Raw genomic sequence first — 24461 nt, forward strand, 5'->3', positions numbered from 1 at the left:
CAGGGACGACGGGTGGAGCATGCGAGCTGAATGCAGCTGCTTCATAGTAAAAGCCCCGCCGAAACCGGCGGGGCATCCAATCGCGTGTACCGGGAATAATCCCTAGTAGCGGTAGTGCTCGGCCTTGTACGGGCCGGCCTGCGGTACGCCGATATAGTCGGCCTGCTCGTCGGACAGCACGGTCAGCTTGGCGTCGAGTTTGTCGAGGTGCAGGGCCGCGACCTTCTCGTCGAGGTGCTTGGGCAGGATATAGACCTCGTTCTTGTACTCCTCGCCCTTGGTCCAAAGCTCGATCTGGGCCAGCGTCTGGTTGGTGAAGCTGGCAGACATCACGAAGCTCGGGTGACCCGTGGCATTGCCGAGATTGACCAGGCGGCCTTCCGACAGGAGGCAGATCCGGTTGCCTTCCGGGAATTCGACCAGGTCGACCTGCGGCTTGACGTTGGTCCACTTGAAGTTCTTCAGGCTCTCGACCTGAATCTCGTTGTCGAAGTGGCCGATATTGCAGACGATCGCCATGTCCTTCATGGCCCGCATGTGGTCGACGGTGATGATGTCCTTGTTGCCTGTGGCGGTGACGAAGATGTCCATGTCCTTGAGCACGTCCTCGAGGCGCACCACCTCGAAACCGTCCATGCAGGCCTGCAGGGCGCAGATCGGGTCGATCTCGGTGACGTAGACGCGGGCGCCGGCGCCGGCCAGCGACTCGGCCGAGCCCTTGCCGACATCGCCATAGCCGCAGACCACGGCCTTCTTGCCGGCCATCATCACGTCGGTGCCGCGGCGGATGGCGTCGACGAGGCTCTCGCGGCAGCCATAGCGGTTGTCGAACTTCGACTTGGTGACGCTGTCATTGACGTTGATGGCCGGGAAGGGCAGCTCGCCGCGTTTCTGCATCTGGTACAGGCGCATGACGCCGGTCGTGGTTTCCTCGGACACGCCCTTGATGGCCTTGCGGGCCTTTTCGAACCAGCCCGGGGTGGCGGCGATGCGCTTCTTGATCTGGGCGAACAGGTAGGTTTCTTCCTCGGACTTCGGATGGTCGAGGATGGACGGATCCTTCTCGGCCTTCTCGCCAAGGATCAGGTACATGGTCGCGTCGCCGCCATCATCGAGGATCATGTTGGCGGTTTCACCATTGCCCCAATGGAAGATGGCGTCGGCATAGTCCCAGTATTCTTCCAGCGTCTCGCCCTTGGTGGCGAACACCGGCACGCCGGTCTCGGCGATGGCGGCGGCGGCGTGGTCCTGGGTGGAGAAGATGTTGCACGAGGCCCAGCGCACTTCCGCGCCGAGCGCGGTCAGCGTCTCGATCAGCACGGCGGTCTGGATCGTCATGTGCAGGGAGCCGGCGATGCGCGCGCCCTTGAGCGGCTGGCTGTCACCAAACTCTTCGCGCAGGGCCATCAGGCCCGGCATCTCGATCTCGGCCATGTCGAGCTCGATCCGGCCCCATTTGGCGAGCGAGAGATCCTTGACGACGTGGGGTTTTTCCGCAGCAAATTGCGTCATGACCTGAAGGTCCTTCCGTGGTTCTTGTTTCATAGTGACGGAGCCGGCCGTCCGGCGCCGCGAATTGATCAGGCGAGCGAGCGAAGCTGCTCGGCGAGGTCGGTTTTCTCCCATGAGAAACCGCCCTCAGTGTCAGGCCTGCGACCGAAGTGGCCGTAGGCAGCGGTTCGTGCATAGATCGGCCGGTTGAGCTGAAGACGCGTGCGGATGCCGCGCGGCGACAGGTCGGTCATCTCCCGCAGGGCATCTTCCAGTTTGGCTTCATCGACCTGGCCGGTGCCGTGCAGGTCGACATAGAGCGACAGAGGCTTGGACACGCCGATTGCGTAGGAGACCTGGATGGTGCAGCGCTTGGCAAGGCCGGCCGCGACGACGTTCTTGGCCAGCCACCGGCAAGCATAGGCGGCTGAGCGATCAACCTTGGTGGGGTCCTTGCCGGAGAAGGCGCCGCCACCGTGGGGGGCGGCACCGCCATACGTGTCGACGATGATCTTGCGACCCGTCAGGCCGGCATCGCCGTCCGGGCCGCCGATGACAAAGGTGCCCGTCGGGTTGACGTAGAATTCCACTTCCGGCGGAAACCAGCCGTCGGGCAATACGTCTTCGACGACTGGACGCACCAGTTCGCGGATCTCGTCTTGGCTCAAGCCGTCCTTGTGCTGGGTCGATACGACAACCGAGGTCACGCCGGCAGGAACGCCATTCACATAGCGCAGGGTCACCTGCGACTTGGCGTCGGGCTCGAATTCCGGGCGTTCGCCGGACTTGCGGAGCGCCGCCATGCGCTGGAGGATCTTGTGTGAGTAGGTGATCGGTGCCGGCATCAATTCCGGGGTCTCGTCAGAGGCATAGCCGAACATGATGCCCTGGTCGCCAGCGCCTTCATCCTTGTTGTCGCCGGCATCGACGCCCTGGGCGATGTGAGCGGACTGCTCGTGCAGGAAATTCTGAAGGTTCGCATGCTTCCAGTGGAAGCCTTCCTGCTCGTAGCCAATGTCGCGCACCGCCTCGCGGGCAGCATGCTCGATCTCGGCATCATCGATATCGGCGGCACAGCGCACTTCGCCCGCCAGGATAATCTGATTGGTCGTGGTGAGCGTTTCGCACGCCACCCGCGCTTCAGGGTCCTTGGCCAGAAACAGGTCAACAATGGTGTCGCTTACGCGATCGCAGACTTTGTCTGGGTGGCCCTCAGAAACGCTTTCGGACGTAAACATGTAGGACGATCGGCTCACTGCGCATACCTCATATAAAGAACGCTTTATATGGCAGGGATAGATCAGATGCGGTCCCCTGATGCAAGCGGATTGGGTAGGAGGCCGCCAAAAAGCCGCGCCGTCCGGCCAATGCGGAAGAATTTACTGGCAAGCCTTCTGATATAAAGATATCTTTATGTCGTGATGGTCGCGTGTGCGACATGCGGTGGCACGCCAAGTGAGGATTGCGGGTATGGAGGTGAAGAGGAACGGGGTGGCGATGGGAACGGGATTGAATGTGTCATTCGAGTTCTTCCCACCCAAGACTGAAGCCATGGAGGCCACGCTCTGGGACTCGGTGTCCCGGCTGGAGCCCCTGGCGCCTCATTTTGTTTCCGTAACTTATGGTGCGGGCGGGTCGACGCGCGACCGTACCCACAGGACAGTGCGCCGGATTGCCCGGGAAACCGATATCCAGCCCGCGGCACATTTGACCTGTGTCTGCGCCACCCGCGCGGAGATTGACGCGGTCATCCGCGATTACTGGGAAAGCGGCATCCGCCACATCGTGGCCCTGCGCGGCGATCCGCCGGGCGGGCTCGGGGACGCCTATGTTCCGCATCCGGGCGGCTATGCCAACGCGGCGGAGCTGGCTGCCGGAATTCGCGCGATCGGGGATTTCGAGATCTCGGTTGGCTGCTACCCGGAAAAGCACCCGGAGAGTCCGAGCCGGGCATTTGATCTGGATCTTCTGAAAGCCAAGATCGATGCAGGCGCGACGCGCGCTATTACCCAGTTCTTTTTCGATCCCGACGTGTATTTCCGGTTCCGGGACAGGGCGGCAAGGGCCGGGATAGATATCCCGATCGTGCCCGGCATCATGCTGCAGCCGAACTTCGCCGGTCTCAAGCGCATGGCAGGCATGTGTGGCGCATCACTGCCGGACTGGTTGCACCGGGCCTATGAGGGACTTGAAGAGGATGCCGATACCCGGCGCCTGGTCACGGCTCACGTTGCGGCCAAGCTGTGTAACAAGCTGCAGGCGGGCGGCGTCGACAGTTTCCACTTCTACACGCTGAACCGGGCCGAGCTGGCGCTGTCGACCTGTCAGCTCCTCGGCGTCAGAGCCGATCAGGCACCCCTGGCGGAGGTTGCGCAATGATCCGGGAGGACCGGCTGGCGGCCCTTGATCAGGCGACGCTCGACCGGGTTGTCGTGCTGGATGGTGCAATGGGAACGGAGATTCAGGCACTCGCGCTCGACGAAGCCGGTTATCGCGGCGGCCGGTTTGCCGACTGGGTGCAGCCGATCAAGGGCAATAACGACATTCTCAACCTGACCGCCCCACAAGCCGTGAAAGCCATCCACCGGCGCTATTTCGAGGCCGGAGCCGACATCATCGAGACCAATACCTTTTCCGCGACCTCGATCGCCCAGGCCGATTACGGCATGCAGGACCTGGCTGCGGAGATCGCCTGTGAAGGGGCCCGGCTCGCCCGTGAGGCGGCCGACGAGCTGGAGGCGGAAACCGGCACGCCGCGTGCCGTCGCGGGTGCCATCGGGCCCACCAACAAGACCCTGTCGATTTCGCCGAAGGTCAATGATCCGGGATATCGCGACGTGACCTTTGAAACCGTACGCGCGGCCTACGTTGAGCAGGCGCGGGCGATGCAGGCGCATGTCGACTTCTTTCTCATCGAGACAGTCTTCGACACGCTCAACGCCAAGGCGGCCATCAAGGCGCTGATCGATCTGGAAACGGAGACAGGCGAAACCCGTCCGATCATGATTGCCGGCACGATTACCGACCGCTCGGGGCGCACACTATCGGGACAGACGGCGGAAGCTTTCTGGCATTCAGTGCGCCACGCCAAGCCGTGGGCGATCGGTCTCAATTGTGCGCTCGGTGCGGAGGAGATGCGCCCCTACGTGGCAGCCCTGTCACGTGTGGCCGACACCCGTATCCTTGCCTATCCCAATGCCGGCCTGCCCAATGATATGGGCGAATATGACGAACAACCGCAGGAAACCGCTGCGGCGCTCTCGGAGTGGGCCCGTTCGGGCCTTGTGAATATCGTCGGCGGCTGCTGCGGCACGACCCCGAAGCACGTCTGCGCGATCGCGGCTGCAGTCAGCGGCGTGCCGCCGCGTCGGCCTGCCACGCCGCGGCAAGCCATGCGCCTCGCCGGCCTCGAGCCTTTCGAACTGGCCTCGTGACCCGTTCGGTTGATCGCGTCCCTCTCCCCGATCTGTCTGCCAACTCCATGTCAGTGAGTGCCCGATGAGCCAATCCCAATCCCGGCCGGTCTTCGTCAATGTCGGTGAGCGGACCAATGTCACGGGGTCGGCCCGTTTCCGGAAGCTGATTACCGAGGGAGATTACGCCGAGGCGGTTTCGGTGGCCCGTCAGCAGGTCGAGAACGGTGCCCAGATCATTGACATCAACATGGACGAGGGCCTGCTCGACAGTGTCGAGGCCATGTCCACCTTCCTGCGCCTGATCGCGGGTGAGCCGGATGTCGCGCGCGTGCCGGTGATGATCGACAGTTCCAAGTGGGACGTCATCGAGGCCGGGCTTCAGAACACCCAGGGCAAGGCCATCGTCAACTCCATCAGCCTCAAGGAAGGCGAGGCCCAGTTCCGCGAGCAGGCGATGCAATGCCTGGCCTATGGCGCTGCCGTCGTGGTGATGGCGTTCGACGAGACCGGGCAGGCCGATACCGCCGACCGCAAGTTCGAGATTTGTCAGCGGGCCTACAGGATCCTTGTCGAGGAGATCGGATTCCCGCCGGAAGACATCATCTTCGATCCCAACATCTTCGCCGTCGCGACCGGTATCGAAGAGCACAACAATTATGCGGTCGATTTCATTGAGGCGACGCGCCGCATCCGCAGGGCGATGCCCGGCGTGCATGTGTCCGGCGGGCTGTCGAACATCTCGTTCTCCTTCCGCGGCAATGAGCCGGTGCGCCGGGCCATGCACTCGGTCTTTCTCTTCCACGCCATCAAGGCGGGGATGGACATGGGCATCGTCAATGCCGGCCAGCTGGATATCTATGACGACATCGAGCCGGAGCTGCGCACCCGGGTCGAGGATGTCATCCTCAACCGCCGCGATGATGCCACCGACCGGTTGCTCGAGCATGCCGAACAGTTCCGCGGCAAGGCGAGTGGGCCGGCCAGGGTACGTGACCTGAAGTGGCGCGAGGCCCCGGTAGCGGATCGTCTGCGACACGCGCTCGTGCACGGCATCAACGAGTTCATCCTCGAAGACACAGAGGAGGCCCGGCGCGCCGCGAAGCGCCCGCTGCATGTCATTGAAGGGCCACTGATGGACGGCATGAATGTCGTCGGCGACTTGTTCGGCGACGGGAAGATGTTCCTGCCGCAAGTGGTCAAGTCGGCGCGGGTGATGAAGCAGGCCGTGGCCCATCTCATACCTTACATGGAAGCGGAGAAGGCGGCGGCCGGGGACACCCGCACGTCGAACGGCACGGTGGTGATGGCTACCGTGAAGGGAGATGTGCACGATATCGGCAAGAACATTGTCGGCGTGGTGCTGCAATGCAATGGCTATGACGTGATCGACCTTGGCGTGATGGTGTCGTGCGACGCCATTATCAATACCGCACTCGAGCGGCAGGCCGACATTATCGGCCTGTCCGGCCTGATCACTCCGTCGCTGGACGAGATGGTCTATGTCGCCTCCGAAATGCAGCGGCGCAATGTGAAGCTGCCGCTGTTGATCGGTGGCGCCACAACGAGCCCGGCCCATACCGCGGTCAAGATCGACCCGGTGATTTCCTCGGCGCCTGTTGTGCATGTGCTCGACGCCAGCCGGGCTGTCGGCGTGGTCTCCAAGCTTCTGTCGGATGATGCCGATTCCTATGCGGCCGCTGTGCGGGCTGACCTGGCCAAGGTGCGCGAGCGCCGACTGGCGGCGCGCAGCAAGAAAAGGCGTGTCCCGCTGGCCAGGGCCCGCGAGCAGTCCTGGGAGTGCGACTGGTCGTCCTATCAGCCGCCGAAGCCGAAACTCACCGGAACCCGGGTGCTGCACCCTTCGGTGGAGACGCTGATCCCCTATATCGACTGGACGCCGTTCTTCTTCACCTGGGAACTCAAGGGCAGCTACCCGGCCATCTTCGACGACCCGGCGCGCGGCGAGGCCGCCCGCTCATTGTTCGAGGACGCCAATCGCATGCTCGAGCGCATGGCCAGGGAAGAGTTGCTCAAGCCGCAGGCCGTGGTCGGGTTCTGGCCGGCCAACCGGCGCGGCGATGACGCTGTGATCTTCACGGATGACAGCCGCAGTCGGGTGTTGGCGACGATGTACGGGCTGCGCCAGCAGGCCGCCAAGGACAATGGCAAGCCGCATTACTGCCAGTATGATTTCCTGGCACCGGAGGGCCAGGAGGACTGGCTGGGCGGCTTTGCCGTGACGGCGGGGGACAACGAGTCCGTGATGGAGGCGTTTGACGCCGCCAAGGACGATTATTCCGCCATCATGTTCAAGGCCTTGTCCGACCGGCTGGCCGAGGCGGCGGCAGAATGGCTGCACCAGCAGGTTCGTACGACGCACTGGGGTTATGCGCCAGACGAGAACCTGTCGCGAGAGGAGCTGATTGCCGAGGCCTATGCCGGTATCCGCCCGGCGCCAGGCTATCCCTCCCAGCCGGACCACACGGAGAAGCGCACCCTGTTCCAGCTGCTCGACGCCACCTCGGCAATTGGCATCGGCCTGACAAATTCCTTCGCGATGACCCCTGCATCATCGGTCTCCGGGCTGATGCTATCGCATCCGGACAGCGTCTACTTTGCGGTCGGTCGCATCCTGCGCGACCAGGTCGAGGACTATGCCGCCCGCAAGGGCTGGACGGTCGCCGAAGCCGAGCGCGCGCTGAGCCCGATCCTGGACTATGAAACCGGCGAGCCTGGTGCGCTCGGCGAGCGGCGTATCGGCGGGCCATGATTGACATATTCTCGACGCCGACGGTAAGTGAGGGCCACAAGCCGGGGCCCCTGTGATGTCGAATTCGATCCCTTTTAATCGACCTGTCGTGGCAGGGCGCGAACTGGAATATCTTGGCCAAGCGATCGAACGAGGTCAGCTGGCCGGTGATGGTCTTTTCACGGAGAAGTGCGAAGCCATTCTCACCGAGGTGACCCAGGCCGCATCCAGCCATCTGACCCACTCGTGCACGGCCGCCCTGGAAATGGCGGCGATCTTGTGTGATCTCAAGCCGGGCGATGAAGTCATCATGCCGTCCTACACTTTCGTTTCCACCGCAAATGCGGTGGTCTTGAGAGGGGCCGTTCCGGTTTTCGTGGACATTGACCCGGTGACGCTCAACCTGGACCCCGACGCTATTCTTGAGGCCGTCACGGATCGGACCCGGGCAATCTACGCCGTGCATTATGCAGGTGTTGTCGCCGACATGGAGCGGATTGCCGAGATTGCGGCCCGGCACGATCTGTACGTGGTCGAGGACGCAGCGCAGGCGCTCGGGGCCGAGCGAAACGGTCGACCGGCAGGTTCTTTCGGCGATTACGCAGCCTTCAGCTTTCACGAGACAAAGAACATTATCAGCGGTGAGGGCGGTGCCCTTGTCGTGAAGGACGCGAAGAACTCCCTTCGAGCCGAGATCATCCGGGAGAAAGGCACGAACCGGGCACAGTTTTTCCGGGGCGCCGTCGACAAGTATTCCTGGGTGGACGTTGGCTCTTCCTTCCTGCCCGGTGAGCTGGTGGCGGCATTCCTGCTTGGCCAACTCGAGCGGTGGCGCGAACTGAACGCCACGAGGATGCAAGCCTGGGACGCTTATCATCAAGCGTTCGAGGGGGTTGAGGACCACGGGATCGCACGCCCCCGCATCCCCGAAAATTGCCGGCACAATGCCCACATGTACTACCTGATCATGCCTGACGTGGATGCCCGCTCGGCCTTCATCGATCATATGCGCGGCGCGGGTATCATGACGCCTTTCCACTACGTACCACTGCATTCGGCGCCTTACGGGCGGTCCCATTCGCGGGCCGTTGGTGACATGGCGACGACCAACCGGATTTCTGAGTGCCTGGTGCGCCTTCCCTTATTCCCTGGTGTGCTGGCAGATGTGCCGCGTATCGCGGAAACAGCGAACAAAGCCATTTCCGAACTTGGCCAGGGCTGAAAATCGAAATCGGGGTTTGAGGATGCGTGAATTGGTTTTTAAGCCCTCGCGGTTGTATTTCGTCTTCAGCTTTCTTCTGGCCGGCCTGTGGATCCTCTACCTGATCCACCACAAGGCGTCCGTTCCCACACGGGACGATCTCAATTTCTTTCTTCCCTTGCTTGTGGGGTCAGATCCAGGATTGAGCTGGGCCGATGTCCTGAGCCCCCAAGGGCCGCATTTCCATATTTCCTACAAGCTGATGACCCAGCTCCTGTATGACTGGACCGGGTATAATGTGCTCGTGTTCTCGGTCTTTGGGCCGCTTTCGGTTGTTCTGCTTTGCTGGGTCCTGTTTCGCTATCTGAAGGCCGAAACTTCGGTTTTCGATCCGATCCCCTTGACCGCGGACACGTTTAAGTCCGGTCGTGTCTGGCTGGTCCTGTGTGCGGTTCTACTGATCCCCGTGCTGGTATTCACGCCGTTGAAATCGATCGATTTCGTCTACGACATGCTGACGCTGAACGGGATGCTGTCGATAACCTCCCTGATCCTGATGCTGTATGTGTGCAGCAAATACCTGCATGGGCGGGGTGGGCTGGCCTGGGTCTTCATCGTCGGCCTCATCGCGGTGTGGTGGTTCGGTGTTGCCACGTTCAAGCCGTTCTTCCTGGCACTCGTCGCGGCGGCAGTGCTGGCCGGCATGCCCTTCCCCGGCGCCACAGGTTACTTCCGTATCGACCTCAAGCGACTGGCATTGCTGGTCGGCTTCTTTGCCTGTCTCTGGATCAGCTATGACGTGATGCTGGAGGTGTTCGATGCCCACCTTGGCGAGCCTTCCGAGTTCTCATTCGTCAACATGTTGGGCTGGTTGGAAGGAGGGCTCTTTCAGAGCCTCGGTGGGCGGGTCTGGTTCGATCGCCTTGGGCTGCCCGTCGAGTTCGGTGCCAGTCGCCTGGCGCTGTTTGTCTGGATCGTCGCGGGTTGCGTCCTGATCCTGCCCTTCCTGATCAGCGGTCGCCATATCTTCCTTCTGGCCATGCTGGGTCAGCCCCTGATCTCGGCGGTGTCCGCGGGGATCGTCCGGGGTGGTGTCGAGATGCCGCGATACCAAGGACTTTTCGGCTTGTTCTGGGTCGGTGTCGGGTTGGTCGCCGTGGTCGCGTTCGCGGATTGGATGCGGTCCCGCGAGGCGAGGCCGGCCTCGCGCAAGGGCTGGGACACGTCGTTCAGGATTGCGGCAAAGGATGGATCGGTCCTGTTACTTATTCCGGCCATCAGTTCAATGGTCAGTTATTCCGGATACCTGTCGGATCATTCGGTCTATGTGCGCCGACATTTTGCCCGCCAGGAGGTTATTTTCTACAGCCATCCCGAGCTCAGTGATCGGGACGTGCAGGTATTGAATTGTCGACAAGGGGTGGAAGTCTGTCAGGAACTGGTTGATGCAGTTCGCGCCAAGCGCGGTGTGGTGCTGCCCCGCTAGTTGCGCCCGCCGAGCAAGCGCACACGACCCGGGCAGTCATTTGGGTGTGCGGGGGCAGGCAGGCATGGTGTCGGGTCGGGACAGTGAGTTGAAAATGAAGGTTTCAGAATGACTACATCCGGCCGCATGTCGCCCCGTCTCGCCGCTCCATTCGTCGGGCATACGTCCCCGGTGGAAACCGATTGCGAGATCGCGGTCATTGTCCCCTTCTATCGCGGCGCTGTTTTCGTCTCGGACCTGGTGGCGCGGCTGCAGGCTGTCCTCGACCCGATTTCCCCCAAATATCAGATCGTTCTGGTGGATGACCGGAGCCCGGATAATGATTGGGCGGAGATCTGCGCGGCGTGCGCCGATGATGAGCGTGTCGTGGGAATCCGGCTCAGCCGAAACTTCGGCCAGCACGCCGCTATTTCAGCTGGCATCGCGTACAGTGAAGCGCGCTGGTACGTGGTCATGGACTGCGACCTGCAGGATCCGCCCGAAGCGATTGCGGCGCTTTATGCCGAAGCCGTCAACGGCACGGCGGATGTCGTCATTGCCGAACGCAGCACGTCAGGTTTGGGAGCTCATCGCAATCTGGGGTCGGCCATGTTCAATGGCTTGTTGCGTTGGGCGTCGGGCCTGCCGGTATCAAACAAGGTCGGTAATTTTCGACTGTTCTCGCACAAGGTCGCCGACGCCTATCGAGCCTTTCCGGAACAACTTCGCCTGTTTCCCGCCATCATGAGCCAGTCCGGCTTCCGAGTATCGCACGTGACGATTGCGCGGGCCGAGCGGGCTGTCGGCAAGTCATCCTATGGTTTTTTGAAACTGGTCCGGTTGGCACTCGAAACCATCATCGCATACTCCGAGAAGCCGCTCTGGTGGATGGTGGGGGCCGGTCTGGTCATTTGCGGACTGAGCTTCCTCTTCGGATTGAGTGTGGTGCTCAACGCCGTGATCGGAGGCACAACGGTTCCCGGTTACGCATCGCTGGCCAGCATCATGACCTTTCTTGGGGGCGCCCAGATTTTCCTGATCAGTTTTGTCGGCATATACGTCGGACGTGCTCTGGCTGAAGCGAAGCGGCGTCCGATCTTCATCGTCGACGAACTGGTTCGACATTAGAAATGCACCGGTATTGGTGCGGAAAGAGGCTGTATTGGGCTGGTTGAGTCGCGACGAGATTGATGGCCTCGGATTTCTTCATGTCGGGCAATCAGTCCAGATAAGCAGTCGAGCTGCCATTTATGGTGCGGCAGAGATGTCGATCGGCGATCACTCCCGCATCGATGACTTCTGTGTCCTGTCCGGCAAGGTCACGATCGGACGGAATGTCCATATTGCGGTCATGTCCAATGTGGCGGGCGGTGAGCCCGGTGTGACGATGCAGGACTTTTCCGGACTTGCCTATGGGGCCCAGGTGTTCGCCCAGTCCGATGACTATTCTGGCCGAAGCCTGACCAATCCCACGGTGCCTGACGCGTACAAGACCGAGATAAAGCGCCCCGTGGTGCTGGGTCGTCACGTGATTATCGGCTGCAATTCGGTGATCATGCCGGGTGTGGTCGTCGCAGAGGGATGTGCGGTAGGCGCACTGTCGACCGTCTTGTCGAGCACTGACCCATGGGGGGTTTATGTGGGTTCGCCAGCTCGGCGGATTCGGGAAAGGTCCCAAGACCTGCTGAAGCTCGAGGATGAATATCTAGGTCGGCAGCAGTCCTCGTGATGTCCCTGATTGATAAAGTCGCGCAAAGCCCTTTGGTCCGCTACCTGATCGTCGGCGGTTCGGTAAATCTGGCCCTTTTCGTCTTCTACCTGCTGGTGGTGCGGCTCGGCTTCATCCCGGAAATTGCGACCACACTCGCATTCGCTCTGGGCGTGGTCATCACCTATGTCTTGAACAAGGGGTGGTCTTTCAAAAGCTCCGACTCTCACCGCTATGCTGCACCCAGATATGTTTTTTCCTATCTGGTCGGCTATGTGGTGCAGATCGGAGTACTCGCCGTGTCCTACCGGGTACTCCCATTGCCCCATGAGGTCGCGCAGCTTGTCGCCATGGTGTTCGCTGCGGGGACGATATTTGTAATGTTGAACTTCTGGGTGTTCCGGTCCAGACCCGCCGACTGACACCCCTGCCAAAGCGGACCTGCCTGGAGAGCGTGCGGTCTTCTGGCCTGGAAGGCAGGCAGCCCTCCCCTCAAGCAATCGACGAGACACGCCATGCGCATTGCATTCTTCGGTGACATTGTCGGCAAGACCGGGCGGCAGGCGATGGCGGAACATCTCCCTGACCTGCGCAAGGCCTTGGCGCTCGATTTCATTGTCGTCAATGCTGAGAACGCCGCTGCCGGTTTCGGTGTCACGGAAAAGATCTGCAACCAGCTCTTCGATCTCGGAGCCGATGTTCTGACGACGGGCAACCATGCCTGGGATCAGCGCGAGACCCTGTCCTATATCGACCGGGAGCCGCGCCTCCTGCGACCGGCCAATTATCCGGTCGGGTCCACGCCCGGGGCGGGGGCCAATCTCTACGATACCGCGGACGGTCGCCGTGTTCTGGTGGTCAATGTCATGGGCAGTCTGTTCATGGAAACCCTCGACGACCCCTTCGCCGCCGTCGAACGCGAGCTGGCCGCGGCGCCGCTGGGTCTGGTTGCAGATGCCGTGATCGTCGATGTGCACGCAGAGGCGACGAGTGAAAAAATGGCGATGGGCGTGTTCTGTGACGGCCGCGCCAGCCTGGTTGTCGGCACCCATACGCACGTTCCGACCGCGGATAGCCGGCTGCTGCCTGGTGGCACCGCCTACCAGACCGATGCCGGTATGTGCGGCGACTATGACAGCGTGATCGGCATGGATAAGGAAGAGCCGCTCCGGCGTTTTACCACGCGCATGCGCAGCGCCCGTTTCGAGCCGGCGACCGGCGAGGCCACGCTGTGTGGCGTGTTTGTCGAGACCGATGATGCCACCGGCCTGGCCCGGCGCTGCGAACCGATCCGGATCGGCGGCCTGCTCGCCGAGACCCGTCCCTCCTGATGTGACATTTTTGCTGCGCTTGCGAAGTGAACCTGCAGGCGGGTCTTGATTGGTTTGCCCGCTCCGGTAGCGTGTCATCTAGTGGCGCGCGCGGACCATACGGAATTTTTTTCAGTGCAGACGCCAGGCTGTCCGTGACGCGCTTCACGGCAAGCCGCACTGCCTTGGTGCATGATTTGCAGTTCAGGTGGCGTGGCGTAGTGGGGGTTGCATGTTCAAGCAGACGATCAGGTTCGAAAAAGCGCAAGATGCCTTCGTTTTCGACCAGTACATGGTCGATTTCCTGCGCAGTTGCGATGAGGCGTCCTCTGTCGGGCAAGGTGAGGCAGCCTGCGTCTTCACCACGCATCTTCAGGAGCCGGACGCCTTCATCCGCGTCGTCCAGACGGACAGCGCCGACATGCTCGGTCGCTTGCTCTGCTTTCTGTCGGAGCGCAATTTTCCGCCGGCGACGGGGCCGGGCCCCGGGCTTGGCTACGTGTCGGCATCGATCTGACCAAGCGGGCTACGGCGCCTCGAAGCGACCGATAACTGGCGCGGTCAGCGAGCCGATCCACATCTCCCCGTTCTCACCCGGTACCACGTTCGCGATGTAGCCGAACCGCCCGTCCGGGTCGTGATAGCTATCGATGAACGTGCCGCTTTCGTCGACCACCAGCACAAAGCCCTTCGGTCGACCGCCGCGCAGCCACACCCAGTCTGGCAGCTTGGTCAGCATGCGGGTCAGGAAGGGCTGCTCGTGCAACAGCCGCATCAGCGGAACGCGCTGGGTGTCCATGGCAATCAGCAAGCGACCATTGCCGTCCGCGGTCACCCCGTCGGGAATGCCGGGCAGGTTGTCGGCCACGATGTCGACTTCTCCGGCGCGCGGCCCGGCCAGCCAGTAGCGTGACAGGCGGTAGCGATAGGTCTCGATGAAAAACACTGAGCGCTGGTCGCTGGCCATGGCCACGCCGTTCGCGAAGTAGAGGTCGTCCGCGAGAATGCGCGTTTCACCGGTCCGGGGATCGAGGGCCACCAGTGCCCCGTAGGGGCGGTTCTCCGCCATGTCGTAGTGATAGCTTGGCTGGTCCAGGCGATTGGCCCATTTCCAGCTCGCTTCCGTGAAATAGATGGTGCCGTCATCGGCGATGTCGAGATCGTCGGCAAAGCCGAGCGGTCGGCCGGCGGCCGTGCGGGTCAAGCTGGCCACCGCACCGGATGCCGTGTCGAGGGCATAGACGCCATCGGAGGCGGCCACGATCAGGCGGCCGTCCGGGTGCCATTGCAGACCGAGGGCAGGCGCCTGGGCAATCGGATAGCTCTGGACGATCTGCCAGTTTCCGTCGACGCGCCGGAGTTCGGCCAGCGTTCCATCGATCTGGCTGGCGAATACGCTGCCGTCCGGGCCCAGTGCCAGGTCCTCGGAGTTGAGCAGGCCGTCCGGGGCAATGAGCTCCGCTGTGGCCAGGCGGCCGCGCGGCTCGAGGGGCCCGGTCAGGGCAGGCGGATCGGGCTCGAGCCAGACCGCCGGATCAACCTTGGACGGCCAGATCAGCCAGACAGCCATCAGGGCCACGACCGTGATTATGAACCAGCGCATGAGCCGACCTCCCCGGCTACTCTGCACCAAGCTGGCTGCCACGGCCATGGCGCAGTGATAATATCCGGAGCCGCACAGCTGGCGAATTGCGAGTGCTCACGAATTCCGCCAAAACGGTCCTTCAGTTTGATGAGATGACCGGGCGGGCACGGGCCCGAGTTTGGCGCGTTGAAGGTCAGGGGGCCGTGGTGAGCAAGATTGTACCGGTAATCATGTCAGGCGGCTCCGGGACACGCCTGTGGCCGCTTTCGCGCACGGCTCACCCGAAGCAGCTGCACGCCCTGGTCAGTGAAATGAGCATGGTCCAGGAGACCGTGAAGCGGGTCTCGGTCACGGATGAAGATTTCCAGCTGGCGCCGCCGGTCGTGGTGCTCAATGCGCGCCAGCATGACTTGGCGCGGCTGCAGCTCGAGGCGCTTGGCGTGCGTCCGTCCCATTACGTGGTCGAGCCGACAGGCCGCAATACGGCTCCGGTGGCTGCCGTGGCAGCCGAGCTGGTGCGACGCGAACATGGCGAGGACACGCTGATCCTCTTATTGCCGGCGGACCATCACATTCGTGACGTGCCCGCCTTCCACCGGGCCATAGCCGCCGGGGCGAGCCTGGCCGAGGCCGGGCATGTGATCACGTTCGGCATCGAGCCGGAACGCCCCGAAACGGGATATGGTTATATCCGGCGCGGCCAGGCGCTTGAGGGTGGCTTCAAGGTTGGCCAGTTCACAGAAAAGCCCGATCTCGAGCGGGCCCGCGAATTCCTGGCTACCGGCGAATACTACTGGAATGCCGGGATTTTCCTGTTTGCCGCGGGCAGCGTGCTCGACGAGATGTCCCGGCATTGCGCCGAGGTCCGGGAGGCGAGCTGTGCCGCGCTCGATGCTGCCCGCGTGGACGATGGCCGGGTTGAACTGGACGCCGGGCTGTTCGCGGCGTGCCCCTCGATCTCGTTCGACTATGCGGTCATGGAGCGGACCGACAAGGCGGCCGTGGTGCCAGCCGATATCGGTTGGTCGGATGTGGGCGCATGGAGTGCGCTGTGGGATATCGCCGAAGACAGGGACGAAGCGGGTAATGTGGCCCGCGGCGCGGCCCATTTCGTTGACGCGCGCAATTGTTATGTCGCCGGTGGCGAAGCCATGGTCGGGGTGATCGGTCTCGACGACGTCGTCGTCGTGGCGACCGGCGATGCCGTGCTGGTGACTCGACGTGAGGCCAGCCAGGAGGTGAAGGTGATTGTTGAGCGGCTGAAGGCGGAGGGGCGCTCGGACCTTCTTTAGCGGCTTGGATTCGCCCCTGTCTTGCCCTGTGGCATTGCCGGGGCTTTGTCGCTATGCAAAACGCCTCGAATCCGCAGGAAGAGGGTAGTGACATGGCCGGACACTCCAAATGGGCCAATATCCAGCATCGCAAGGGACGCCAGGATGCGGCCCGCTCGAAGCTGTTTTCGCGTCTGTCCAAGGAAATCTCGATTGCTGCCAAGATGGGCGGACCGGATCCGGACGCCAATCCGCGCCTGCGTCTGGCCATTGCCAATGCCAAGGGGCAGTCGATGCCCAAGGACAATATCCAGCGCGCCATCGACAAGGCGTCGGGCGGCGAAGGCGATGCCTACGAGGATATCCGCTATGAGGGTTTCGGCCCGGCTGGCATCGGCGTGATCGTCGAGGTCTCGACCGACAACCGCAATCGCGCGGCCATGGAAGTGCGCACCGCCTTTGCCAAGAATGGCGGGAATATGGGCGAGACCGGTTCGGTCGCCTTCATGTTCGATAATGTCGGCGAGATCCGCTACCCGCTCTCTGCCGCCAGTGAAGACGAGATGATGGAAGCCGCCATCGAGGCCGGCGCGGAAGATGTCGCCACCGAGCCCGGCGACGAGGACAATGAGGGCGAGCACGTCATCTACACCGCTCGCGAAGACCTGATGGATGTTGTTGGCAGCCTGTCGGCAACCTATGAGGACCCTGCCTCTGCCAAGATTGTCTGGCGGCCGCAGAACCTGATCGAGGTGCCCGGCGACAAGGTCGGTTCTCTGATGAAGATGATGGACGCGCTGGAAGACTGCGACGACGTTCAGAACGTCTATGCCAATTTCGACGTCTCCGATGAAGACATGGCCAATCTGGACTGATCGTGGCGAGCTGATGCAAAGCGCGCCAGGCAGTCTTGTCCACACCGCTCGTCTTGCCGAATGGGGGCCGCAATCAGCCTTGCCGTTCTGGATCGAGTCGGCATGGGACAAGCGGCATGGCGGGTTCTACGAGACGCTTGAGTTCTCCGGCGAGGGTCGGCATGGCGATATCCGGAGAGTCCGCACCCAGGCCCGTCAGATATACGTCTTTGCCCGGGCCCATGTCGAAGGTTGGCCAACGCGACTGGAGTTGGTCCATGAGGGGCTGGGTTGTCTCAAGGCGCGCGCCTGGGGGATTGATGGCAAGCCCGGGTGGGTGCACACCTTGGCCGATGACGGCGAGGTCATAGATGGCCAGCGCGACCTGTATGACCAGGCCTTCCTGATCCTGGCTCTCGCCTGGGCTTTTCGCGCGACGGGGGATGGGGCCTGCCTCGACCTCGCCTGGCAGACCCTGGATTTTGTCGAGGGGCATCTTGGCTCACCGCATGGTGGGTTCCAGGAGTCGCTCGGCGGAGACTTGCTGCCGCGACGTCAGAACCCGCACATGCACATGTTCGAAGCCCTGCTGGCGCTGCACGAAGCGACCGGCGAAGACCGGCTTCTGGAACGCCTGCATGGGCTGCGTCGGCTTTTCGAGCAGCACTTCCTGGATCGCCAGTCCGGCGTGCTGCGCGAGCATTTCGATCAAGTCTGGGACATTGATGCCGGGGTCGGGCATATCGTCGAACCCGGGCACATGTGCGAGTGGAGCTGGCTGCTGCGCGCTTACACGGCCCAGACAGGCTATGACATGAAGGCGGCCTCCGATCTGTTGTTCGGCAAAGCCCTCGAGATAGGTCGCATGTCGACCACGGGGCTGATGCGCGCCGCAGTGGCTGCGGACGGTCGTGTTGTGAGGCCCGGTGCCCGCGCCTGGATGCAGACCGAATGGGTCGCCGCGGCGGCCAGCCAATATCTGGCTGGCGAAACGGCTCAGGATCTCGAGACGGCTGCCGAAAGCCTGATGCGCTACCATCTCGACCCGGCTCCCACCGGCTGCTGGGTCGACTGTGTCGACGAGACGGGGCGGGCAGATTGCAGCGGGATCCCGTCGAGCACGCTCTACCATTTGCTGGGAAGCAGTCTGGCGGCCCGCAATTGCCTCGCCGGGACGGGGGCCACTGCCACGCGGTGACCGAGTCCTGCGCCGCAGGCGGTTGTCTTGTGGGAGGGGCAAAACTACGGTCGTACAAGATACAGCTTCAGGATTGCCCGTGCCTCTTTCCTCACTCGACCCACATGCTCGGCGACTGGCCGATATGCGCCTACGTGATCTCGTGGATAGCGACCAGTTGCGGGCCCAACGCCTGATGATCGAAGTCGCCGGGATCAGCCTCGATGCCAGCAAGCAACGACTTGACGCTGCCGCACTCGACGCTCTGTTGGGGCTGGCCGACGAGCAGGAGCTTGAAGCGGCCCGCAAGCGTCTGTTCGAGGGAGAAATCGTCAACCCGACCGAAGGTCGGCCGGCATTGCACATGGCCTATCGCAACGGGGCTGAGATCGACGGCACAGCGGCGGCCGAGCTCGTTGAGCGCTCGCAGCACGCGACCCGGCGCTTCGCCGAAGCCGTGCGGGGTGGGGGCTGGCAGCCCTCCGGTGCGCCGATCCGGCGGGTGGTGAATATCGGCATTGGCGGATCCGATCTCGGCCCGCGCCTTGTGGCCGATGCCCTGGCTGACCTGGCCGTGACGGGGCCGGACATGCGCTTTGTTGCCAGTCTCGACCCGAGCGATCTGCAACATGCGATCGACGGGGCTGATCCGCGGGCCACGCTGTTCGTTGTGGCCTCGAAATCGTTCTCGACCCAAGAGACCCTGATGTCGGCCGAAGCAGCTCGTGCCTGGCTCTCAGAACAGCTTGGCGAGGACGCGGCAGGGCGCCATTTCGTGGCCGCATCGGCGGCTCCGGACAAGGCGCGTGCCTTTGGTATTCCGGGCAACCAGGTGTTTGATTTCCCAGACTGGGTGGGCGGCCGCTTTTCGGTCTGGAGCGCTGTTGGGCTGGCTCTGGAGATTGGTCTGGGGCCGGAGGTGTTTGCCCGCTTCCGAGACGGTGCGCGGGAAATGGACCGGCATTTCGCGGAAGCGCCCCTTGACCGCAACATGCCGGTTCTCAAGGCGCTGATCGATGTCTGGAATCGAGTCGCTCTCGGTGTGCCGAGTCGCTGTGTCGCCGCCTATTCGGCGCGACTGGGCCGGTTGGCCGACTACTTCCAGCAGCTCGAGATGGAATCGCTCGGCAAGTCGGTGACGCTCGATGGACTGCCCGCTGAAACCGCTGGGGGAGCGCTGGTATGGGGCGGCAAGGGCACCGAGATTCAGCACTCCTTCTTCCAGTGGCTGCACCAGGGACGTGATATCGTGGCGGTCGATTTCATCGGCATAGCCCGCCATTTCCGCAGTTCCGATCCGCGCGAGACGGCCCTGGCTGCCAATATGGTCGCCCAGTCAGCAGCGCTGCTCGACGGGCGCCTGCCGGACAAGGCGTCGGATCCCGAGTTGGCCATGCACCGGGCCATGCCGGGCGGGCGACCGAGCTCGATGCTGCTGCTCGACGATCTCGATGCAGCCACGCTTGGCGCCCTTATCGCCCTGCACGAACACAAGGTTTTCGTCGAGAGCGTGATCTACGACATCAACCCGTTCGACCAGTGGGGCGTGGAACTGGGAAAAATCCTGACCACAGGCATTTTGAATGGCGACATATCCGGCTATGACGCCTCCACCCGGGCCCTGCTCGACCGGCACGGCCACCTGAACAGCTGACTCGCGTCCCGCCTGACCGGGTCGCCGCTTGGAGATGTCGCATGAACGCCTCGAATGGAACCCGCCTCGAAGACATGGCCAACGCCATTCGCGCCCTGTCCATGGATGCGGTCCAGGCAGCCAATTCCGGTCACCCCGGCATGCCCATGGGCATGGCCGACGTGGCCACCGTGCTGTGGTCCCGGCACATGAAGTTCGATCCGGCGGCGCCGGGCTGGGCCGATCGCGACCGCTTTGTGCTGTCGGCCGGGCACGGCTCCATGCTGATCTACTCCCTCCTCCACCTGACCGGGTTCGAGGACATGACAATGGAGGAGATCCGCAACTTCCGACAGCTCGGCTCTATGACCGCCGGGCACCCGGAGCACGGCCATACGCCGGGAGTCGAGGCGACGACCGGCCCGCTGGGGCAGGGCATTTCCATGTCCGTAGGCATGGCGCTGGCCGAGCGCATGTTGAACGCCCAGTACGGTGACGATCTGGTCGACCACCGCACCTGGGTCATCGCCTCCGACGGTGACCTGCAGGAAGGCATCAGCCACGAGGCCATCGCCCTCGCCGGGCACCTCAAGCTGAACCGGCTGTGCGTGTTGTGGGACGACAACGAGATTTCCATCGACGGGCCGACGCAATTGTCGGAATCGACAGATGTCCTGAAGCGCTTCGAAGCGGCCAACTGGGCCGTCTCGCGCATTGACGGGCATGATTTCAAGGCGATCGACGCGGCCCTGGAAGCGGCGCGAGACAGCGACCGGCCGGTGCTGATCGCCTGCCGGACACAGATCGGCAAGGGGGCCCCGACCAAGGCCGGCACGGCCGGATCGCATGGAGCGCCGCTGGGCGATGAGGAGATTGCCGGCACGCGCAAGGCGATTGGCTGGGCACACGACCCCTTTGTCATTCCGGATGATATCTACGAGGCCTGGCGCGCGGCCGGTTCGCCGGAAGCCCATGAGGCCTGGCGGGATCGCCTCGCGGCATCCGACAAGGCGGACGATTTCGTGGCCCAGCTTTCCGGCGAGCCGGGGCAGGGCGAGTTGGCAGCGCTGGAAGCCTGGCGCCAGAAAGTCGCCGAGGACCGCCCGGACCTGGCATCTCGGGCAGCCTCCGGCAAGACGCTCGCGGCCATTATCGACGAGTGCCCGGGCCTGGTGGGCGGTTCGGCCGACCTGTCCGGTTCCAACCTGACCAAGACACCCGACGTAAAGGTGGTCAGCGGCGGCAATTACGATGGTCGCTATATCCACTTCGGTGTGCGCGAACACGGCATGGCGGCGTGCGCCAATGGCATGGCGCTGCATGGCGGTTTCCGGGTTCACGTGGCCACCTTCCTGGTGTTTGCCGATTACTGCCGGCCGTCGATCCGCCTGTCGGCGCTGATGCAGCAGCCGGTGATCTATGTGCTGACCCACGATTCCATCGGTCTGGGTGAAGATGGTCCGACTCACCAGCCGGTCGAGACGCTGGCGTCCCTGCGCGCCATTCCCGGCCTGCAGGTGTTCCGCCCGGCCGATGCGCTGGAAACAGCGGAGGCCTGGGAGATCGCACTCAAGACCCCGGACCGACCGAGCGTGCTGGCCCTGTCGCGGCAGAAGCTGCGTTTCCTGCGTGATGATGACGGGCGCGACAATCGCTCGGTGCGCGGCGCCTATGTCCTGCAGGACTGCGACAGCCAGCCGGATGTCGTGCTGGTGGCAACCGGGTCGGAAGTCAGCCTGGCGGTCGAGGCGGCGGCCAAGTTGACTGAAGAAGGCCGTCAGGTTCGCGTCGTTTCGGCCCCGTGCCTTGACCTGTTCCTGGAGCAGGATTTTGCTTACCGAGATCAGGTCCTGCCGGCCGGAGTGCCCTGCGTCGCCAGTGAAGCGGCGCTGCGCTATGGCTGGGATACCGTGATCGGGCGCGATGGCGGCTTTGTCGGCATGACCGGGTTCGGGGCCAGTGCCCCGGCCGAAGACCTGTACCGGCATTTCGGGATTACCGCCGATGCCATCGCCCAGACTGCCCGCGATCTGCTCGCCGGCTAGGCGTCAGCGCGGCACGATAAGGCCGAAAGCGTGCAGCCGGGCGAGGGTGGAGCGGGCCTCCTCCTCGCCCAGGCCGGCAAAGGTCTGCAGGCTGATTTCGCCCCCATCGAGCAATTGGTGCAGGCCCGGCTCGGCCTCGGGCGCGAAACGGACTTCCCCGCCCGCCGTGATGATCACCACATGGTTGTCATCACCGGCCAGGCGCCAGGGCACGAAGGGCCGCAGCACAAAGCTCTGGCCGTCCCGGTCGGGCAGGGCCATGCCGGAGATGGCTCCGCGCGTGTAAGGCAGGCGGGAGCGGATGAAATTGTCTGTGAACAGATCAAGGGCACTGTCCAGTTCGACCTCCTGCGCGAGGGTTCGCGCCAGCTCGGCAAACTGCGCTCTGGCGCCGGCTCGGTCGAAATCCGGGCGGGCGTGACCGGGCGGAAGCGCCTGGCGGAAAGCGGGATGGCGCAGGGCCACTTCCGAGACCGCTTCCAGCATCAGGTCGGCCCAGGTCTTGACGATCAAGCCAAGTGTGATGTGCAGGGACGGAACCTCGCCATGGGTTTCCGCATCATGCATGAGCCCGCGAGGCAGATAGAGGCATTCGCCAGCCTTGAGCACGAACTCCTCCGATGGCTCACCGATGTCATGGTCGCCCGGACGGAAGCCCTCGCCGCGGTACGGGTTGGCGAGCGGGGTCTCGTATAGACGCCATTTCTTCTCACCCGAAACCTGCATCACGAACACGTCGTGATCGTCGTAATGGGTCTTGAATCCCTGGTTGTTGGGCGGGGTGAGGTAGATGTTGGTTTGGACGTGGCACGAGAAGAGAGCCTCGACCGCCCGGCAGAACTCGCCCAGAATCGCGTCTGAATTATGGAGCTGGGGCAGGATGATTGTGGCGCCCCGCCGATACTGGTTGGCCACGCCGCCGCGATCGATGGTGCCGGTTTCGAAGGTGAAGTCCTCACGCCGGACCGGCGGTTCCGAGCGGGCCATGTCGAGTTGGTCGGAGGCCAGGATCTGGTTGGCAATAATGTCGTCGATGCGGTCGATTGAGAGCAGGCCGGCATAGCGCCGCGGATCATCTCGTCGCGCGAGCAGTGATTTCTTCTCGTGGAACTCGGAAAAATAGCGCTCTGCCGTCACGGGGCCAATGAGCGTGCCCAGCGGGTCAGTGAGCCAGGGGTGGTTCAAGGTCAAGGCGAAGAGCTCCGGGCTATGACAGGGTGGATCTGGCAGGCGCCGTTAACTGGGGGCGAAACCAGAGCGCCCCCCGGCGACGGCCAGGAATCAAGGGATTTCAGACGGCAGTTTGCGAGCTTAGCACCTGCGTCCGCCGCGGACTGGATCGGCGTATGAGCCCGTGTCGCTGTCCGTGCAATTGCCGTGGCTCCGCCCTCCGCCGACCGGGTCGGCGTAGGCGCCAGCATCATTGTCGGTATGCCCGCTGCCACCCCGGCCACCGCCGCTCGGATCGGCATAGGCACCGGAATCGCTGTCCGTGTATCCGGTGCCGCTGCGTCCGCGACCGGGCGGATCGGCATACCGTCCGCTGTCGCTGTCGGTATATCCCGAGCCGCGACCACCGCGGCCGCGCCCGGATGGATCGGCATAGGTCCCTCGGTCATTGTCGGTAATGCCGCTGGAGCCGCGTCCCCGGCCGGGCGGATCGGCGTAACTGCCGGTGTCACTGTCGGTGTGGCCTCCACCGCGACCGCGCCCCACAGGGTCCGCATAGGCGCCGCTATCGGCATCGGTAACGCCTCCGCCGCGGCCATTCCCGGCGGGGTCGCTGTAGCGGCCACTGTCAGTGTCGGTATAGCCGGTGGTGCCACGTCCGGCACCGGCGGGATCGTAAGGGTCCGCATCGGAATAGCCGGTGGTCGCACAACCGGAGACGACGCCAGCCGCCCCGGTGGCCAGTGTGGCCCCGGCGACCCGGGTCAGGAATGAGCGCCGACTCAGTTTTCCACGTTTGGCCATCCGGCCCTCCCTGAATGATCCGGCTTCTAGCAGCGACGACCGCGGCCGCCGGGGTCTGCATAGCTGCCGGTATCGCTGTCACTGCAACTCCGCCCGCCGCGGCCATTGCCCACGGCGTCCGCATTGCCTCCCGTGTCGCTGTCGGTAATGCCGCTGGAGCCCCGGCCATTGCCGGCCTGATCGGCATAGGATCCGCTGTCGCTATCGGTAATGCCGCTGGTTCCGCGGCCATTACCCGCCTGGTCCGCATAGCTGCCGCTATCACTGTCGGTGAGGCCGGTTGCCCCGCGGCCATAACCGGCACGGTCGGCATTGGAGCCGCTGTCGCTGTCGGTTCTGCCGGTGCGGCCATAGCCGGCACTGTCGGCATAGGAGCCCGTGTCGCTGTCGGTTTGCCCGGTGTAATTCTGCGCCTGACTGGCTCCGGTCACGACGGAAGCGGCACCGGTTGCAACGGCGGCTCCGGCAACCCGGGTCAGGAATGAGCGACGGCTCAACTTGCCTTTTTTAGCCATGATATTGGTCTCTCCCCTTTATACGTGCCCGGCTCGTACGAGGGACAAGCACGCTATTTCAGAAGTT

21 protein-coding genes are annotated in these 24461 nt (G+C 63.2%); 15 read left to right on the plus strand and 6 right to left on the minus strand.

Going from position 1 to position 24461, the window contains the following annotated elements:
* Positions 1-102 precede the first annotated feature (102 nt).
* Both ahcY and metK read right to left on the minus strand, forming a co-directional pair.
* The gene (gene ahcY / locus ACXYMR_RS09700) at positions 103-1512 is read right to left on the minus strand and encodes an adenosylhomocysteinase (RefSeq protein WP_458942659.1); all 1410 of its coding nucleotides are present in this window, start codon (positions 1510-1512) and stop codon (positions 103-105) included.
* 68 nt (positions 1513-1580) lie between these two features.
* Positions 1581-2747 (minus strand): methionine adenosyltransferase, encoded by a 1167-nt coding sequence (gene metK / locus ACXYMR_RS09705; protein ID WP_458942660.1) that lies wholly within the window; start codon positions 2745-2747, stop codon positions 1581-1583.
* A gap of 214 nt (positions 2748-2961) precedes the next feature.
* Between metK and metF the strand changes: the two genes are divergently transcribed.
* The 10 genes from metF to ACXYMR_RS09755 all read left to right on the plus strand — a co-directional run bounded on the left by metF (position 2962) and on the right by ACXYMR_RS09755 (position 13857).
* A complete protein-coding gene (gene metF / locus ACXYMR_RS09710; RefSeq protein ID WP_458942661.1) occupies positions 2962-3870 on the plus strand; it encodes a methylenetetrahydrofolate reductase [NAD(P)H] in 909 nt (302 codons plus the stop codon).
* The gene (locus ACXYMR_RS09715; protein WP_458942662.1) at positions 3867-4925 is read left to right on the plus strand and encodes a homocysteine S-methyltransferase family protein; all 1059 of its coding nucleotides are present in this window, start codon (positions 3867-3869) and stop codon (positions 4923-4925) included. The genes metF and ACXYMR_RS09715 overlap by 4 nt, the downstream gene beginning before the upstream one ends.
* Before the next feature lie 64 nt (positions 4926-4989).
* Positions 4990-7677, plus strand: coding sequence for a methionine synthase (gene metH / locus ACXYMR_RS09720; protein WP_458942663.1), 2688 nt, complete (start codon positions 4990-4992; stop codon positions 7675-7677).
* 55 nt (positions 7678-7732) lie between these two features.
* Entirely contained in the window at positions 7733-8878 is a 1146-nt protein-coding gene (gene rffA, locus ACXYMR_RS09725; protein WP_458942664.1) for a dTDP-4-amino-4,6-dideoxygalactose transaminase, read from the plus strand.
* Entirely contained in the window at positions 8865-10343 is a 1479-nt protein-coding gene (locus tag ACXYMR_RS09730; protein WP_458942665.1) for a hypothetical protein, read from the plus strand. Before rffA ends, ACXYMR_RS09730 begins: the two co-directional genes overlap by 14 nt.
* A gap of 108 nt (positions 10344-10451) precedes the next feature.
* Positions 10452-11450 carry a glycosyltransferase family 2 protein gene (locus ACXYMR_RS09735; RefSeq protein ID WP_458942666.1) on the plus strand — a complete coding sequence of 333 codons (999 nt, stop codon included), beginning with the start codon at positions 10452-10454 and terminating at the stop codon, positions 11448-11450.
* Positions 11451-11484: 34 nt separating this feature from the next.
* The gene (locus ACXYMR_RS09740; protein WP_458942667.1) at positions 11485-12051 is read left to right on the plus strand and encodes an acyltransferase; all 567 of its coding nucleotides are present in this window, start codon (positions 11485-11487) and stop codon (positions 12049-12051) included.
* Entirely contained in the window at positions 12051-12452 is a 402-nt protein-coding gene (locus tag ACXYMR_RS09745; RefSeq protein WP_458942668.1) for a GtrA family protein, read from the plus strand. The genes ACXYMR_RS09740 and ACXYMR_RS09745 overlap by 1 nt, the downstream gene beginning before the upstream one ends.
* A gap of 93 nt (positions 12453-12545) precedes the next feature.
* A complete protein-coding gene (locus ACXYMR_RS09750; RefSeq protein WP_458942669.1) occupies positions 12546-13361 on the plus strand; it encodes a TIGR00282 family metallophosphoesterase in 816 nt (271 codons plus the stop codon).
* 211 nt (positions 13362-13572) lie between these two features.
* A complete protein-coding gene (locus tag ACXYMR_RS09755; protein ID WP_458942670.1) occupies positions 13573-13857 on the plus strand; it encodes a hypothetical protein in 285 nt (94 codons plus the stop codon).
* Between the two features lie 9 nt (positions 13858-13866).
* On the opposite strand, the gene ACXYMR_RS09760 is transcribed toward ACXYMR_RS09755, so the two are convergent.
* Positions 13867-14943, minus strand: a complete 1077-nt coding sequence (locus ACXYMR_RS09760; RefSeq protein WP_458942671.1) for an SMP-30/gluconolactonase/LRE family protein — start codon at positions 14941-14943, stop codon at positions 13867-13869.
* A gap of 188 nt (positions 14944-15131) precedes the next feature.
* Here ACXYMR_RS09760 and ACXYMR_RS09765 point away from each other — a divergent pair, with 188 nt between their 5' ends.
* From ACXYMR_RS09765 to tkt, 5 genes are all read left to right on the plus strand, one after another.
* Complete coding sequence (locus ACXYMR_RS09765) at positions 15132-16217, plus strand: mannose-1-phosphate guanylyltransferase/mannose-6-phosphate isomerase (RefSeq protein ID WP_458942672.1); 1086 nt, start codon at positions 15132-15134, stop codon at positions 16215-16217.
* 92 nt (positions 16218-16309) lie between these two features.
* On the plus strand, positions 16310-17071 hold the full coding sequence (locus ACXYMR_RS09770) for a YebC/PmpR family DNA-binding transcriptional regulator (protein WP_458942673.1): 762 nt from the start codon (positions 16310-16312) through the stop codon (positions 17069-17071).
* 13 nt (positions 17072-17084) lie between these two features.
* Complete coding sequence (locus ACXYMR_RS09775) at positions 17085-18248, plus strand: AGE family epimerase/isomerase (protein ID WP_458942674.1); 1164 nt, start codon at positions 17085-17087, stop codon at positions 18246-18248.
* A 124-nt stretch (positions 18249-18372) separates the two neighbouring features.
* Positions 18373-19881, plus strand: coding sequence for a glucose-6-phosphate isomerase (gene pgi, locus ACXYMR_RS09780; RefSeq protein WP_458942675.1), 1509 nt, complete (start codon positions 18373-18375; stop codon positions 19879-19881).
* A 41-nt stretch (positions 19882-19922) separates the two neighbouring features.
* Positions 19923-21905 (plus strand): transketolase, encoded by a 1983-nt coding sequence (gene tkt, locus ACXYMR_RS09785; RefSeq protein ID WP_458942676.1) that lies wholly within the window; start codon positions 19923-19925, stop codon positions 21903-21905.
* Between the two features lie 3 nt (positions 21906-21908).
* On the opposite strand, the gene ACXYMR_RS09790 is transcribed toward tkt, so the two are convergent.
* The 3 genes from ACXYMR_RS09790 to ACXYMR_RS09800 form a co-directional block, all read right to left on the minus strand.
* Positions 21909-23096, minus strand: coding sequence for a cupin domain-containing protein (locus ACXYMR_RS09790; RefSeq protein ID WP_458942677.1), 1188 nt, complete (start codon positions 23094-23096; stop codon positions 21909-21911).
* Positions 23097-23216: 120 nt separating this feature from the next.
* A complete protein-coding gene (locus ACXYMR_RS09795; RefSeq protein WP_458942678.1) occupies positions 23217-23879 on the minus strand; it encodes a hypothetical protein in 663 nt (220 codons plus the stop codon).
* A gap of 26 nt (positions 23880-23905) precedes the next feature.
* Entirely contained in the window at positions 23906-24394 is a 489-nt protein-coding gene (locus ACXYMR_RS09800; protein WP_458942679.1) for a hypothetical protein, read from the minus strand.
* Positions 24395-24461: the final 67 nt, after the last annotated feature.

The sequence above is a fragment of the Maricaulis sp. CAU 1757 genome, from assembly GCF_054482675.1.

What these genes read in the sequence shown, in the direction of transcription:
- ahcY (WP_458942659.1), bottom strand. Translation starts at nt 1,512, where the DNA reads ATGACGCAATTTGCTGCGGAAAAACCCCACGTCGTCAAGGATCTCTCG.
- ACXYMR_RS09735 (WP_458942666.1), top strand. Translation starts at nt 10,452, where the DNA reads ATGACTACATCCGGCCGCATGTCGCCCCGTCTCGCCGCTCCATTCGTC.
- ACXYMR_RS09750 (WP_458942669.1), top strand. Translation starts at nt 12,546, where the DNA reads ATGCGCATTGCATTCTTCGGTGACATTGTCGGCAAGACCGGGCGGCAG.
- ACXYMR_RS09775 (WP_458942674.1), top strand. Translation starts at nt 17,085, where the DNA reads ATGCAAAGCGCGCCAGGCAGTCTTGTCCACACCGCTCGTCTTGCCGAA.
- ACXYMR_RS09715 (WP_458942662.1), top strand. Translation starts at nt 3,867, where the DNA reads ATGATCCGGGAGGACCGGCTGGCGGCCCTTGATCAGGCGACGCTCGAC.
- ACXYMR_RS09760 (WP_458942671.1), bottom strand. Translation starts at nt 14,943, where the DNA reads ATGCGCTGGTTCATAATCACGGTCGTGGCCCTGATGGCTGTCTGGCTG.
- ACXYMR_RS09745 (WP_458942668.1), top strand. Translation starts at nt 12,051, where the DNA reads ATGTCCCTGATTGATAAAGTCGCGCAAAGCCCTTTGGTCCGCTACCTG.
- metF (WP_458942661.1), top strand. Translation starts at nt 2,962, where the DNA reads ATGGAGGTGAAGAGGAACGGGGTGGCGATGGGAACGGGATTGAATGTG.
- ACXYMR_RS09795 (WP_458942678.1), bottom strand. Translation starts at nt 23,879, where the DNA reads ATGGCCAAACGTGGAAAACTGAGTCGGCGCTCATTCCTGACCCGGGTC.
- pgi (WP_458942675.1), top strand. Translation starts at nt 18,373, where the DNA reads ATGCGCCTACGTGATCTCGTGGATAGCGACCAGTTGCGGGCCCAACGC.
- ACXYMR_RS09755 (WP_458942670.1), top strand. Translation starts at nt 13,573, where the DNA reads ATGTTCAAGCAGACGATCAGGTTCGAAAAAGCGCAAGATGCCTTCGTT.
- tkt (WP_458942676.1), top strand. Translation starts at nt 19,923, where the DNA reads ATGAACGCCTCGAATGGAACCCGCCTCGAAGACATGGCCAACGCCATT.
- ACXYMR_RS09770 (WP_458942673.1), top strand. Translation starts at nt 16,310, where the DNA reads ATGGCCGGACACTCCAAATGGGCCAATATCCAGCATCGCAAGGGACGC.
- metH (WP_458942663.1), top strand. Translation starts at nt 4,990, where the DNA reads ATGAGCCAATCCCAATCCCGGCCGGTCTTCGTCAATGTCGGTGAGCGG.
- ACXYMR_RS09800 (WP_458942679.1), bottom strand. Translation starts at nt 24,394, where the DNA reads ATGGCTAAAAAAGGCAAGTTGAGCCGTCGCTCATTCCTGACCCGGGTT.
- rffA (WP_458942664.1), top strand. Translation starts at nt 7,733, where the DNA reads ATGTCGAATTCGATCCCTTTTAATCGACCTGTCGTGGCAGGGCGCGAA.